Annotated in this window: 13 protein-coding genes; 4 read left to right on the top strand and 9 right to left on the bottom strand. The window is 61.2% G+C overall.

What is annotated here, in order from left to right; genetic code table 11:
* Window positions 1-15: 15 nt before the first annotated feature.
* From ABJF10_RS22820 to ABJF10_RS22830, 3 genes are all read left to right on the top strand, one after another.
* Window positions 16-501 carry a hypothetical protein gene (locus ABJF10_RS22820; RefSeq protein WP_348546922.1) on the top strand — a complete coding sequence of 162 codons (486 nt, stop codon included), beginning with the start codon at window positions 16-18 and terminating at the stop codon, window positions 499-501.
* A 143-nt stretch (window positions 502-644) separates the two neighbouring features.
* The gene (locus ABJF10_RS22825; RefSeq protein WP_348546923.1) at window positions 645-1,268 is read left to right on the top strand and encodes a DUF1080 domain-containing protein; all 624 of its coding nucleotides are present in this window, start codon (window positions 645-647) and stop codon (window positions 1,266-1,268) included.
* A 31-nt stretch (window positions 1,269-1,299) separates the two neighbouring features.
* Entirely contained in the window at window positions 1,300-1,941 is a 642-nt protein-coding gene (locus ABJF10_RS22830; RefSeq protein WP_348546924.1) for a hypothetical protein, read from the top strand.
* 68 nt (window positions 1,942-2,009) lie between these two features.
* On the opposite strand, the gene ABJF10_RS22835 is transcribed toward ABJF10_RS22830, so the two are convergent.
* The 4 genes from ABJF10_RS22835 to ABJF10_RS22850 all read right to left on the bottom strand — a co-directional run bounded on the left by ABJF10_RS22835 (window position 2,010) and on the right by ABJF10_RS22850 (window position 6,816).
* The gene (locus ABJF10_RS22835; protein WP_348546925.1) at window positions 2,010-2,909 is read right to left on the bottom strand and encodes a DMT family transporter; all 900 of its coding nucleotides are present in this window, start codon (window positions 2,907-2,909) and stop codon (window positions 2,010-2,012) included.
* Between the two features lie 337 nt (window positions 2,910-3,246).
* The gene (locus ABJF10_RS22840; protein WP_348546926.1) at window positions 3,247-3,792 is read right to left on the bottom strand and encodes a hypothetical protein; all 546 of its coding nucleotides are present in this window, start codon (window positions 3,790-3,792) and stop codon (window positions 3,247-3,249) included.
* 177 nt (window positions 3,793-3,969) lie between these two features.
* The gene (locus ABJF10_RS22845; protein ID WP_348546927.1) at window positions 3,970-5,814 is read right to left on the bottom strand and encodes an autotransporter domain-containing protein; all 1,845 of its coding nucleotides are present in this window, start codon (window positions 5,812-5,814) and stop codon (window positions 3,970-3,972) included.
* A 186-nt stretch (window positions 5,815-6,000) separates the two neighbouring features.
* Window positions 6,001-6,816 carry a hypothetical protein gene (locus tag ABJF10_RS22850; protein ID WP_348546928.1) on the bottom strand — a complete coding sequence of 272 codons (816 nt, stop codon included), beginning with the start codon at window positions 6,814-6,816 and terminating at the stop codon, window positions 6,001-6,003.
* A 460-nt stretch (window positions 6,817-7,276) separates the two neighbouring features.
* On the opposite strand from ABJF10_RS22850, the gene ABJF10_RS22855 reads away from it, so the two are divergent.
* Window positions 7,277-7,807: a DUF4189 domain-containing protein gene (locus ABJF10_RS22855; RefSeq protein ID WP_348546929.1), complete on the top strand. Its 531-nt coding sequence runs from the start codon at window positions 7,277-7,279 to the stop codon at window positions 7,805-7,807.
* Window positions 7,808-8,063: 256 nt separating this feature from the next.
* On the opposite strand, the gene ABJF10_RS22860 is transcribed toward ABJF10_RS22855, so the two are convergent.
* The 5 genes from ABJF10_RS22860 to ABJF10_RS22880 form a co-directional block, all read right to left on the bottom strand.
* Entirely contained in the window at window positions 8,064-8,393 is a 330-nt protein-coding gene (locus ABJF10_RS22860; protein WP_348546930.1) for a hypothetical protein, read from the bottom strand.
* A gap of 106 nt (window positions 8,394-8,499) precedes the next feature.
* Window positions 8,500-9,492, bottom strand: coding sequence for an FRG domain-containing protein (locus ABJF10_RS22865; RefSeq protein WP_348546931.1), 993 nt, complete (start codon window positions 9,490-9,492; stop codon window positions 8,500-8,502).
* Window positions 9,492-9,950: a hypothetical protein gene (locus ABJF10_RS22870; RefSeq protein WP_348546932.1), complete on the bottom strand. Its 459-nt coding sequence runs from the start codon at window positions 9,948-9,950 to the stop codon at window positions 9,492-9,494. The genes ABJF10_RS22865 and ABJF10_RS22870 overlap by 1 nt, the downstream gene beginning before the upstream one ends.
* Window positions 9,951-10,457: 507 nt before the next feature.
* Window positions 10,458-11,375, bottom strand: coding sequence for a YceI family protein (locus ABJF10_RS22875; protein WP_348546933.1), 918 nt, complete (start codon window positions 11,373-11,375; stop codon window positions 10,458-10,460).
* A 215-nt stretch (window positions 11,376-11,590) separates the two neighbouring features.
* On the bottom strand, window positions 11,591-12,859 hold a 1,269-nt coding region (locus tag ABJF10_RS22880; protein WP_348546934.1), incomplete at its 5' end, for a 30S ribosomal protein S1.

The raw sequence follows: 12,859 nt of genomic DNA on the forward strand, positions 1-12,859 counted from the left end.
GGTAATAGACCGGGTATGACAACTCACATTCATACCCACTTATGGCGGCGCTTCTACCTCGCCGCGCTGGCCCTCGTCGCAGTGCTCCTCGGCTCCACGACTCCCCACGCGAACGCCGCGCCGGAAAAGGAGCGATTCGTTCAGCTCATCCAGGCGCACGCCGCCGAATGCACCTGGAAACTGCAGGACAAACTCATTCTCGGCCAAGACCTCGCGTCAAAGGGGCTTGAGCTCTCCGTCACCGATGTGAAATGGGATGATGACCGTGTCTACTTTCTCGTCACCATTGCGGTCCCGGCCGACATGAAAGGCATTCTCGCTACGCGCCAGAGCTGGGTCTACAGCGGCTCTTGGGGATACGCCCGCGAAGGTTCTGCGGAGGCCCCGGTCTTAAAGCTCATCGAAGAGCCCGGCACCTTGTCGCCGCGGAGCGCAGTGCCGGCGAAATCCATGTCGTCGTCCACGCCTCGGTTTCCCGTTCGTCCCAAGCTGCCGTTCTGAAGGTCGGTGTAGGGCGCGTGTCCCCACGCGCCGGGAGACGAGCTGGATTGCGGGCCATCCCGGCGCGTGAGGACACGCGCCCTACACCAGCAGCGCAAGAAACGCGCTTCCCTCCGCCCGTGGGAATTGGCAGCGTCTGTCCGATGAAACTTCGCCCCCTCGCTCTCACGCTCCTCCTCTCCCTCGCCGCCCTTGTCGCTTCCCCAGCCGATGAGCCCAAACTCGAGCCGCTCTTCAACGGCAAAGACCTCACCAACTTCAAGACCGATGGCTCCACCGATTTCTGGCACGTCGAGAATGGCATCCTCATCGGCGAAAACAATGCCGAGAAGAAAGGCAACTACCTCTGGACGGAGAAGGAATACAGCGACTTCGTCATCGAGTTCGACGTCCGCTGGAAAGGCGTCACGGAACGCGGCGTCGATACCGGCATCGAAATGCGCAAGCCGAATATCCAGCTCCAGCTCGGCGTCTCCGGCAGCCTGAAAGTCGATATGTCCGGCTCCTGGTACACCGGCGGCAAAGACAAGTATCCCGAGGCCGGCCAGGCCAAAGAAGCGAAGACCCTCATGAAACCCGAAGGCGAGTGGAACCACTTCCGCATCCAGGCCAAGGGCGACACCTTCACCTGCTGGATCAACGGCCAGAAGGCCTCGGAATATACCGATGCGAAATTCTCCGGCCCGGCCCCGCTCGGCTTGCAGATCCATCCCGGCGTCGTGATGAAGTGCGAGTACCGCGACGTGAAGCTCGCCGAACTCAAGTAAGTAACTCGCTTTCCCAACCGCCTCTCCTCCCATGACTCGCCGCCTCCATCTCCGCGTCGCTTTCCTCGCCCTCACCGGCGCCTTGCTTTCCACCAGTATCTCCCAGGCCGAAGACTCGAAAAAGATCGCCGTCGCCCTCGATGGTTATCGTTTCGAGTTTCCCTGCAAGGATCCCATGCCGGAAAATCCCAAGCCCGGCGCCGACGGCATTTCGGGCCGCGCCACCGATGACCCGGCGACCAACGACAAGTTCACCGACGTGCGGAAATTCGGCGGCGAACCCGGCAAACGCTACAAGGTCACCCTGCGCGTGCGCGGCGTCGTCGAGCCCATGATGTATAAGGACGGCCAGGCCGACGGCGAGTATTTCTACCGCGGCGGCGAACCGAACAACGCCACCTACAATATCTACCAGCTCACCGTCTCCTCGCCCGCGGCGCACTTCTTCTTCAACCGCCAGGACAAGGTCGGGCACCACATCTTCACCATCGATTACACCGCGACCATCGAGATCGAAGGCGGCGCCACGCTGACCTTCCACGGCGACGGCCAGAACGGCCGGATGATCACGAACTTCCTCAAACTGGTCGTCCCCGACATCGCCCCCGCCCCCAAGCCGTACAATGGCCAGTTCATCCAGCTTAACGTGACCGACGTAGCTGAGGTCAAGTAAGGGCGTCTACGATGTAGGGCGCGTGTCCTCACGCGCCGGGATAACGCGCGAACCCGCGCTTCGGCCCTTCACCGCGACACCACCAGCACGATCGCCGAGGTCATCAGCGCCGCGCCCGCGAGCCGCCAGCGAAACACCCCGCCGCCAAGCTGCGCCTCGGTGTTCGCGAACCAGTGCCCGATCAGCCACACCGCCGCCACACTCCACACCCCGCGCGCGCTGTAGACCACGTTCATCGCCGTCGCATCGCCAAACATCGCTACGCCCGTGACGAAGGCGAACGACTGCAGCGCCATGAAAAACGCCCCTGCGCCCAGCGCGGGCCATGCCGCCCGCGGCACCTCCCGCCACGGCTCCCGGATGAACGGTACGAACCCCACCGACATCACCGCCGACAGCGCAAACATGATCGGCAAAAAACGCCCCGTCCCCCAAGCCGGCACCCACTTTTGCACCAGCACGTCGAAGAGCGCATACGCCCCCGCTGCCAGCAGCGAAAAAAACAGCGTCCGCCCCAGCCGCCCGTGTCGCGCCGCTGCCGCCGCACCCTCGCCCCGCGGCGCCCGATGCAACAGCGCGATCGCGCTAAAGCTCAACCCCGCCGCGCACCAGAGCTGCCACGGCAGCCGCGTCGCGAGCAGCAGGGTGGTAAACCACGCCACAAAAATCGTCTTCGCCCCCAGCACCGGCGTCGCCACCGACACATCGCCCAGCGAGAGCGCCAGCACCGTGAACACCTGCCCCGCCACGAAGAGCACCGCCACCAGCGCCGGCTGCCAGAGCTGCGTCGCCGGCTGCCCCGGCCCACCCATCGGCCACAGCGTGGCAAAGACCAGCGCGATCGCCACATTGGCAATGAACGTCGTCCGCAACACCCCGCCCCCGAGCTGCTGCGCCCGTTTCAGAAACAGCGCCGCTGCGATATAAAGCAGGCTGGCGACGAAGGGAAAAAGGAGAGGCCATTTCATGAATAGGAGCGCGGCGGCGACAGTCCATTAGCGCATCGCCGCCCCGCCGGAAGAACAAAGTAGTTTGAACGGGGGACAGAACATCCAACATCCAACATCGAACGCCCAACATCCAATGGCTCACCGTCCTGCCACCCACGTGCCGCACCAGACTCTTCATTGGATGTGGGATGTGGGATGTTGGATGTTGAGTGTTGGGTGTTGGGTGTTGGGTGTTGGGTGTTGGGTGTTGGGTGTTGGGTGTTACGGCGAAGCCGCCACCGCCACCCTGCGATTTCGGAAGCAAGACAGTCTACGCTCCAAGTTTCCACTGAGCACTGAGCACTCCGCCTGCAAACTACGCCGCCCGCACCGCACCCTTCGCGTCCGACCTCGCCTTCGGCGCCGTCGCCACGGGATTCTCCGTGCCCGTCGTGACCTGCATCACGATGGAGCGCAGCCGTCGCACCTCCGCCTTGGCCTCCTCCGCGTCCTTTTGCAGCGGAGCCATCAAGTCTTCCTGCACCCGCAACGCCGCTTCCATCTCCTGCACTTCCACGGCCTTCTCCTCGATCTGGCAGCGCAACTGCTCGTTTTCGTTCCGCAACTCGTCCGCCGCACCTTCCAACGCGTCGAGTTCCATTTGCTTGCCGCGGAGTTGCGCCTCCAGCAGTTGTGCCTTCGCTTCCGCGCGCTTTTGCGCCGTCTGCGCCTGGGCCACCGCCGCGGATCCGGCGTCCTGCTGCGCGGCGCTCTTCGCGCGCAGCGCCAGTTGGGCATTCACTTCCGCCACCTTCGCCTCGGCCCGTTGCTGCGCCGCCCGCGCCTTGGCGATCTCCTGTTCAGCCAGGTTCAGCGCTTTCAAGAGGGCATCGCGTTCCGCGGAAATATTTTCAGGGCTCATGCAGTGGTGTCTCTTGCTTCTAACCCGTAACAATACGCAATGGCCCACCTTTTTTAGCCGAAAAATTCAGGTGTAGCGCGCGTGTCCCCACGCGCCGGCCTGAAGCTGCGATCTGGATCTCCCCTCGGCGCGTGGGGACACGCGCCCTACACCCGCGAGCGCTCCCTGACGCCCGCATTAAAACGTCAGCCGCAGCCCACCCGTCACGCTGGTCGATAGGTAATTCGTCCGCCCGATCTCGCCATCGTAGTAAAAGTAAGTCGAGCACCGTGGCGTGCACTGGATGGCAAACCCCGCCCCGAGCAGCGCGCTATCGCGGCCCAACTCCGGCCCGTTGACCGTGAACGGTCCACCCGCGCCGTTGGCAAAGCTGGCATCGAGCGCATACGCCGCATCGCCGAATTCATGCTGCCACGCCGCGCGCAACTCCGGCTTGATCACCATCCCGCCCACCTTCCATTCGTAGCTCGCCTTGAAGCCCAGCGCCGTGCGCAGCGATTCCGCCTTGCCGCCATGAATGCTCAGCGGCACCAGCGAGCCGTGCTCGGTAAAGGCATTCGTCCCCGCATAGGTATAGTTGAACGACGCCGTCGGGCCAAAGGTCAGCCCGCCCTTTTTGAAATCATATCCGGTGCCAAAGAGCCCATCCACTTCGCCGCCGTGGGTATTCCCGCGCGCGTCGCCCTCCAGGGCCGACCGTCGCGTGTCGTAGCTGTTGTAACCGCCGAAAGCCGCCACGTCCGCATACCAGCCGCCGATAAAGGTCGTGGCATACAGCCCCAGCTTACCGCCATTGGTGAAGATCCGTCCATGATCGGTCAGATCCGCCGTCGTCCCCGTGTAACCCGCCGCCAGGCCGATGGCGAAGTTCGGGCACACCTTGTAATCCACGCCCAGCGTAAACCCGCCGCTGCTTAGGTTGTAACCACGTGCGTTGTCCGTGCCACTCACATTCACCCATTCGCCCGTGCCGGAGAGAAACGTCCCCCAGCGCGTCTCGCGCGGCGCCACTTCCTTCACTTCCTTGCTTTCCTTGCCGCTGTTGCCCGTCGGTCCCGCCACCCCGGTCGTGATCCCCAACCCACCGCTGTAGCTCGGTCCCTGGCCATTGATCGCCAGGTTCGCCGCGCTGAACCCGCTCGCATTGCTGCGGATATCATCCGTGCGCCGCTGCAGATTCAGCGACTGCACCTGCGCATAGGCCGTGCTCATGGCAAACATCGAGGTCAATTCCTCCGGCGCAATCCGATCAAACGCCCGCGGGAGATCGCCGGTCTCCTGGTAGTCGAGGAAACCGAAAACCGCGCTCGCCCGGTGATCGTTCGCCGCGCGATCCAGGGCGCGCGCCACTGCATGCTGATTCGGCGTCAGGTTCTCCACGTTGGCAAACTTCCCCACGAGCTGCACCGAAACATCATCCAGAAAGTACCAGCCCGGAGACTGCAACCCCTCGAAAGTGAGCGTCGACTTGGAGCCCTTGGCCGATTCCTTGAAGACCAACTGCTGATAAGGACCGGCCACCGTATTGGTGGTGTCGTAGATGACCTGCCCATTCCAGATCGCCCGAAAGCGGGAAGGCACAAAATTCGGAGGCGGCCCCGCGGAGCGCAACTGGAAGGAGATTCGGTAGACCCCCAGGCGTCCGGAAAAAGTGTGAATCCTTTGCGAGATCGCGTCGAACTGATTGAAGATCGCCCCATAATACGCCGCGAAGTTTCCCGAATTGGGCATGACCCCAAAAGGCGCGGAATCGATCGGCGACCCATAGTTCGTCGCGCCCAGCCCCACCTGGTTGAGTTGAAACAAACTCCCCACCCCGAAATCGCTGAAGCTCTCCGCCGGGATGACCGTCCACCCCTGGAAACTCCCCGTCTCAAACCCGCCATTCACGACCAGATTCGGATGCTCCGCCCGGCTCTCGCCGCTAAATGCCCCCAGCATCAACCCCACACCCGCCGCCAGCACCATCAGCTTCGGACGCATCGCCCGGTCCCGGGAAAAGAGAAGTGCGGAATTGTTCATGGTCATGAGTTTGGGGAGCGTGGGTAAACGGTTGCCACCGATACGCTACCGGACAATCCTAACAAATCGCCAAGCGTGGACGCGAGGGGAAAACAAGACCCCCAAAGAGCCCGCCAACCTCTCCCCTCTGCTGGAGGGAAGCGCGCCGTCGCTTCCGCAGATGGCGCGTGTCCCCACGCGCCGGGCTCAGGCGCGCCGCCGCCGGGAGCAGCCGAGGAAAGAAAAGGTGGCCAGGGCCAGCGTGGCCACGGCGGAAGGCTCGGGCACGAAGACCACGAGCGCATCCATGCCGTTGGTGGTCTGGCCCACCACGGAGATGGTACCCGTGGCAGTATTGATCGTGGTGAGATAGTCCGGCGTCGCGCCGTTGCTGTTGGCGTTGGTGATGGCCCAGAGCACCCCTGTGCCTGGCTCATAGTCCATGCCGCTCGGGCGCGTAGAGCTGGACAGCGGCGAGTAATCCATGGTCGCGCCGACGTCGCGGGCCGCGGTGTTGGTATTGATCGTGGCGGCGTTACCGTTGTTGACGATGTGCAGAGTATCGGAGGAGTCGAAAGCCAGCCCACCATCGGTGATGACGCCGGTGAAGCCGATCAGAGTGGCCGCACCGGTGCTGAGATTGAAGGTGTAGATGCTGCCACTGTTATAGCCGAAGAGCGTTCCGTCGCTGCGGAAGGAGAGATCGCTAAAGGCGCTCGAAACGCCCGTGGCGCCGATGCTCGTGCCGACACCGGTTAGGGGATTGATGGTCAGCAGGATGCCAGTGCTGCCGTTAACTCCTTCGGCGTAGAGCACGCCCGTAATTGGGTTGAAATCCATACCGGTGACGTTACTGAAGCCGATGTTGCCGATGACCGTGGCGGCGCCGGTGATGGGATTGATGGAGTAGAAGATGGTGGAGTCGAGCAGACTCGCGTGTCCCGTGCCGTACAGGAAGGGAGCGGCTTGCGCCGTAGAGGCGCCGCCATGCAGCGCACACCAGGCGAGCGCGAAGCTGCTCATCGTGCAGAAAGCACGACGGAGTGATCCCGGAAGAGAAAGAACGGTGTTTTTCAAAGTCAATGGCTGGAGACTGCGGGGAGGCTGCTCGCGGGAAGGACGCCGCAGGCCGCCATTGCCGTCGGACTCTCAGGCTAATCCGCAATGGATGATGAGTTGGCATCGCCAGGGATGTCCAAGGAAAATTGTCATCTCGACGCTCCCCAAGTGTCGTTTTCTCCTCGCTCCCAAGTTACACTCGGGCACGCACCCCTCCCCGAAGCTAAGCTTCGCCCCAATATGCGCTCCCAAGTGCAACTTGGGAGCGAGCCAAAAATCGTTTCGGTCCAGCCGGGAACGAAGTTGACCCCAAGTATAGTGCGCGTGTCCCCACGCGCCGGGATGCCCTGTGACTTGTGCGCTTCGCTGATTCCTGTTTCACTGGGCGTCTCCAAAAGCGTTCAGCGTCCCCCCGTCACGACCTATGAATTGTCCAGGAACTCCCCTCGCCGGAATCGCGCGTGCCGGCATCGCCCTGCGCTGGTCGCTGGCCCTCCTCCTGGTCACGCCGCTGGGCCTGCTCCCGTCGGCGCGCGCCGAGGAAACCTACGAAGAACGGCTGGCCCGCACGGACCGCGAACGCCAGAGCCAGCGCGACCTCGAAGACTACATGGACCGCTGGCGGGCCAACCGCGCCGCCTGCCAATTCTCGGCCATCGCCTATTCGCAATCCACCAAGCGGTGGGGCTATGCCTGGGGAAAGGAAAGCCGCGCCGCCGCCGAACGCGCCGCGATCCGCTATTGCCAGTCACCCGATGCCGAGGCGCTCTGCTGGGCCAAGGGCGGTTGGTACTGCGCCTTCGCCGTCGGCCCGAAAAGCTACGGCTCCGCGATGGCCGCCACCGCCGAGGAAGCCCAGGCCAAGGCTTTGAAGTTCGGCAACGACGTGGCCGGCGGGTGTCGGATCGTCCTCTGCTTCGGCGGCGAACCCATCAAAGTTATTCGCGTCGATTAACGGGGAAGAGGGGAATGAACCGCGCGATCCTGCTTTCAAGAGAGGATCAATCAGGAACCAGACGAACCACCTCCACCCGCCGCCGCATTTCCTATTTTCCTGCTTTCCTGATTCACCCCATTTCATCCTTGTTCCCAATGCGGGGCTTTGGGAACCCGAGATGTGCGGTTGAAAGTCTGCTTCGCGGAACGGGGGGCGCCATCCGCATCCAAGCCAAGGGCGACACCTACCTGGCTGCCTCAGCCGCCAAATCCTGCTACTTCACCCGCTCAAACTCTCCCCACCCCTGCATCCCCAGATGGTCGGAAGCCTTGAGATACTCCATGGAAGCGCCCGTCCTCAACACGAGCTTGCCCTCTTTCATCTCGGCAGGCGTTTTATCATTCTTATCCACTCCATCGATCATGAGATATCCATCCCCGCTCTGGATGATCTCGAAGGGATTCGGGCCATTGCCTTCCCCGGTCCAGCGCCACTTCCCGACGAATTGCACCCCCGGTTTTCCACATGCGGAAAGAAGGCCAAACACGAGGATGCACGCGACCTGAATCGCGCGCCGGACGATGAGCGGCGTTTTTATGTTCATGGGGGTGTTGAGTTAAAACCAAGCGGGTTGTATTTAACGATGCGAATCGAGGTCAACTTCCGGAACCTTTGAAGTGGAATGCGCCGAGAAGGAATTGCTTAGGATTTCAAGCGTCAGGTGTCGTCTCTTTCTCCTCTGTCTGCTGCTTTGAAGCAAACATTCGCTCTATTTCCTCGCGTCTTTCTGCCGACAACCACTCGAGCGGGATGCCCGATGAATATGCCGTTCGTACCCCGCCGCCGCTATTCGTATGATTCAGTTCAGACGATAAACCTTCTAGATCGGGAAAGAGACTTTCACGGGTGATTCCCAAAGTCGCTAGCTCGCGTCGTAGCGTCTCTTTATAGGTGCTCCCAACGACGATTGTCATTAAATCTGTCCCAAATCGATGGCTACTACTGAAGGTGCGAATTGCCTCCTGCCGTTCCTGAATTGGGACGATTGGACGGAGGGGGAACGGATGGTAAGTAAACACCGCGCATTGCTGAAGCATACGCCGATCTACGGGGCGGGGTCGGTAGACGAGCCCACCTGCCACGAACGCCTCCGAATTAAAGCTCCAAAAATTGTCAGCTACAGGGTCAATCTGGCGGTGAGGGGCATAATATGCGTAAACTGCACCGTGTTCGCCATTCTCCTCCGAAACAGCGAAGAAAAGCGCCACCAGAGGGCTCGTCGTCCAGTCTAGAAGCCGAGTGGCAAGGCCGTAATGCTGTGCGAGCGCGAGCCGCTCCCATTGGTTTTCGGGGAACTTATCCGAGTAGGCCACGGCTCGGTCAGCCCATTCCTTAAAGACATACATGTCGTGGGGCGCGAAGAAATTCTCTCTAACGCGGATTGTTTCTTTAACCCCATCCACGACTTGGAAATCGGACGCATCGCTCCAACCTTCTTTGCTTTTCAATGCCATTGCGAAGAACATGTCTCGACCTGCTTTCGGCTGAATCGGCCAAATATTCCGCATTTTAGTCTGCCCACGGTAAAGCCAAGCGTTCGGGCTGCATTCCCAATAGTTAGCTGGGCCTGCCAAGACATCTAAGAATTCCCCAATCGAACAAACCGCTCGAACAGGTGCTGTCGATGGCAGATCAGATGACATTAGGTATTGCCTTCTTCGCTGGATTCATTGAGCGCGAGCCCGAGTTTTCCGCCCTTGATTTGTGCTCGCCTGAAGTCATCCGGGAACTCGTCAAGAATAGTCAAGAGGAAGGGATCGCTGTACTCTGGATTCACAGTGCGGCGAATATAGTCGAAGCTACCGAGATGAGTGTTGCGCCGCTCGAGACGGTTGCGAATATGCTGTGCCGCTCGCTCTCGTTTACCCTTGGTGCTCTCGAATAGCTTCATGATGAAGACGCCGCCAATATAAATAACCAACAGGACCGCAAGTAGATAACCTTTTGCCTCGACGTGAGTCTCAAGCGCGGAAAGACTGTTCAGGAACAGGCTCCACGCCGCGAGCAATATGGGTAGAATGACGAAGGAAACGACCGTTACATCTGCTGCCGACGAGTCCCTGATGAGACTGATTAGTGATTTGGCTTCTTCGGTTTTCATTACAATGTGCGTTAGGCGATTTTCGTGGAATGTGGACGAAAGGAGTCATAGTTCATCAAGTAATGCGCCAAATTCGATTCGCTCGGTCTTGAGGCCGTCGAAGAGAAAATGCAATGACCCGGGTAAAGAGAAATGGAGGCAGGCGACATTTTCTAACGGACTATCGACCCGCATGGATTTTGACCTGCAACTGGATGTGGTCGTTGACGGGGTTTTGGCCTAGGAAGCGGAAGAGCCGTACTGGCAGCCGTAGACGGTATGCGTGGGGAAAGGATGAGGGATGAAAGGTGAAGGGGAGCCGCCATGAGCACGCCGCGTCGTCGCGCCGCGTCGTCGCGCCGCGCTCGTTGCGCCGCGCTCGTTGCGCGAGGACACACACCATTTCCACATCGGGGGCCGACATGAACGGAGGGTTTAGCAGCCGCCGGGCGGGCGGGCAATGCGCATTTCCCCGTCGAGCCGCCGTGTTGCTGGTACGCCACGCGCTCGCCGTTTCCCGGCTACAGTTTAAATTGAACCGCTCTGGCCCTGCCGCTCCGCATGAATTTTGACATGCAACTGAATGTGGTCGTTGACGAGGTGTTGGCCGAGGAAGCGGAAGAGTTTGCCGGAGCCGTACTGGCTGCCGTAGGCGGTGCGATCGAATTCGAACTGGCCCTGGCCGGTGACGCTCTGGCCGTCGTCGCTGGCGGCGATGACCGCGGGGAAGGCGAGGGGATGGCTGATGCCGCGGAGGGTAAAGGTGCCGCGCAGGAGATAGTTCGGCGTGCCGGGGGTGCAGACGTCGATTTTTTCCGCGGCGGTGGTGACGAACTGGGCGGTGGGATGGTGCTCGACGTCGAAGAAATCGGCCGTGCGCAGGTGGGCGATGAGCAGCGCTTTGTAGGCCGGGTCGGCGAGGTCATCATTGGCGATGCGGTTCATGTCGATGGTGAACCGGGCGGAGAGCAGCTCGCCCTGGCGTAAGACGATTTCGCCGGAGGCGAGCGCCACGGTGCCGCAGTGGAAGTTGAAGAGGTTGCGACCGGTCCAGCGGATGAGGCTCTGGGCGGGATCGAGCCGGAAGGGGCCATCGGGGACGGTGGGCTGGGGCAGAAGGCCGGTGCCTTCGAGGGGCAGGCCGGCAGCTTGCCAGGCGGCGAGTCCGCCCTCGAAGGGCTGCACGTGCGCGTAAAGGCCGGTGGCGCGGAGTTTGACCGCAGCGGTCGCGGCATCCAGCGAACCCTCGCCCGCGCCGTAAACGACGATGGTTGCAGACGGGTCTGGCACCGCCGTGCGGACCTGATCGAGAAAGCTCATCTCATAGACGCACGCATTCTGCGAACCGGGGATGCGCGTGGCCGCGAAGATTTCCGCCGGCAGCACGTGGATAAGCCGCGGGGGCTGAGGGGAGGCGAGGAGGGCTTGGAGTTCGGGAGCGGTCATGGGGGCAAAGGATGAGGGATGAGGGATGAAGGATGAAGTGGAGACGGGCGATGGCGACTATGAAACGTTGGCTCCATTGGCTCTGTTGGCTCTGTTGGCTCCATTGCCAAATTTGACGTATTAAGGCCAAAAAAGGCGCTATCGGTCTCCCGATAGCGCCTTGTTGATGGTTTGCGGATGGGGCCGGCGGAGTAACCCGCCAGTCCGGCATCGGACTACTTCTTCGGCTTCGCGTCGCCGGGGCGGTACTCCTCGGCGGCAGCGGCGAAGGCCTGCTCGAGGCCGACCATGTCTTCGCCCGGCTTGAGGGCGTCGAAGGCGGCGGCTTCGCGCTTGATGTCTTCTTCGCTGTAGTTCGCAGCCTTCAAGGAGAGGCCAATGCGGCGCTCGCCCTTGTCGACCTTGATCACGCGGGCGTCGACTTCCTGGCCCACCTTGAGATGGTCCTTGATCTTGTCGACACGGTCTTCGCTGATCTGCGAGATGTGGATGAGGCCGTCGATGTCGCCATCGAGGGAGAGGAAGGCGCCGAAGGTGGTGATCTTCGAGACCTTGCCTTTGACAAGGTCGCCGATCTTGTACTTGCCTTCGATTTCCTTCCACGGATCGCCTTCGAGTTGCTTGATCCCCAGGCTGATGCGCTGGTTCTGCTTGTCGATGTCGATGACCACAGCTTCGATCTCGTCACCCTTCTTGATGACTTCGGAGGGGTGGTTGATCTTCTTGGTCCACGACATGTCGGAGACGTGGATCATGCCGTCGATGCCCTCTTCGAGTTCGACGAAGGCGCCGTAAGCGGTGAGGTTGCGGACGGTGCCCTTGACTTGGCGGCCGATCTGGTAGCGATGCTCGATCTCGTCCCAAGGATTGGGCTCGAGCTGGCGGACGCCGAGGGAGATCTTCTGCTCCTCTTTGTTGACGCCGAGCACGACGGCTTCGATTTCCTGGCCCACGGTGAGCACGTCGGACGGGCGCGTGATGCGCTTGGTCCAGGAGAGCTCGGAGACGTGGATGAGGCCTTCGACGCCTTCCTCGATCTCGACGAATGCGCCGTAGGGGACGAGGTTGGTGATCTTGCCTTTGACCTTGGAGCCGACGGGGAAACGGTTTTCTGTCTCTTCCCATGGGTTCTTCTGGGTCTGCTTGAGGCCGAGGGAGACGCGCTCCTTCTCCTTGTTGATATCGAGGACGACGACGTCGAGCTCCTGGCCGACTTTGACCAGTTCGCTCGGGTGGCCGAGGCGGCCCCAAGTCATGTCCGTGATGTGCAGCAAGCCGTCCATGCCATCGAGGTCGATGAACGCACCGAAGTCGGTGAGGTTCTTGACGACGCCCTTGACGGTGGAACCGATCTTGATGGTGTCCATGAAGCGCTGGCGCTTCTCGGCCCGCTCGGCTTCGATGAGCTCGCGGCGGGAGAGGACGACGTTTTTGCGGTCGTCGTTGATTTTGACGATCTTGAAGTCGTAGGTGTTGCCGACGAA

The sequence above is a fragment of the Chthoniobacter sp. genome (assembly GCF_040003245.1).
Lineage (GTDB): Bacteria > Verrucomicrobiota > Verrucomicrobiia > Chthoniobacterales > Chthoniobacteraceae > Chthoniobacter.

Excerpts from the sequence above, each read along its gene's own strand:
- ABJF10_RS22820 (WP_348546922.1), top strand. The coding sequence starts at position 16 with ATGACAACTCACATTCATACCCACTTATGGCGGCGCTTCTACCTCGCC.
- ABJF10_RS22825 (WP_348546923.1), top strand. The coding sequence starts at position 645 with ATGAAACTTCGCCCCCTCGCTCTCACGCTCCTCCTCTCCCTCGCCGCC.
- ABJF10_RS22830 (WP_348546924.1), top strand. The coding sequence starts at position 1,300 with ATGACTCGCCGCCTCCATCTCCGCGTCGCTTTCCTCGCCCTCACCGGC.
- ABJF10_RS22835 (WP_348546925.1), bottom strand. The coding sequence starts at position 2,909 with ATGAAATGGCCTCTCCTTTTTCCCTTCGTCGCCAGCCTGCTTTATATC.
- ABJF10_RS22840 (WP_348546926.1), bottom strand. The coding sequence starts at position 3,792 with ATGAGCCCTGAAAATATTTCCGCGGAACGCGATGCCCTCTTGAAAGCG.
- ABJF10_RS22845 (WP_348546927.1), bottom strand. The coding sequence starts at position 5,814 with ATGAACAATTCCGCACTTCTCTTTTCCCGGGACCGGGCGATGCGTCCG.
- ABJF10_RS22850 (WP_348546928.1), bottom strand. The coding sequence starts at position 6,816 with ATGAGCAGCTTCGCGCTCGCCTGGTGTGCGCTGCATGGCGGCGCCTCT.
- ABJF10_RS22855 (WP_348546929.1), top strand. The coding sequence starts at position 7,277 with ATGAATTGTCCAGGAACTCCCCTCGCCGGAATCGCGCGTGCCGGCATC.
- ABJF10_RS22860 (WP_348546930.1), bottom strand. The coding sequence starts at position 8,393 with ATGAACATAAAAACGCCGCTCATCGTCCGGCGCGCGATTCAGGTCGCG.
- ABJF10_RS22865 (WP_348546931.1), bottom strand. The coding sequence starts at position 9,492 with ATGTCATCTGATCTGCCATCGACAGCACCTGTTCGAGCGGTTTGTTCG.
- ABJF10_RS22870 (WP_348546932.1), bottom strand. The coding sequence starts at position 9,950 with ATGAAAACCGAAGAAGCCAAATCACTAATCAGTCTCATCAGGGACTCG.
- ABJF10_RS22875 (WP_348546933.1), bottom strand. The coding sequence starts at position 11,375 with ATGACCGCTCCCGAACTCCAAGCCCTCCTCGCCTCCCCTCAGCCCCCG.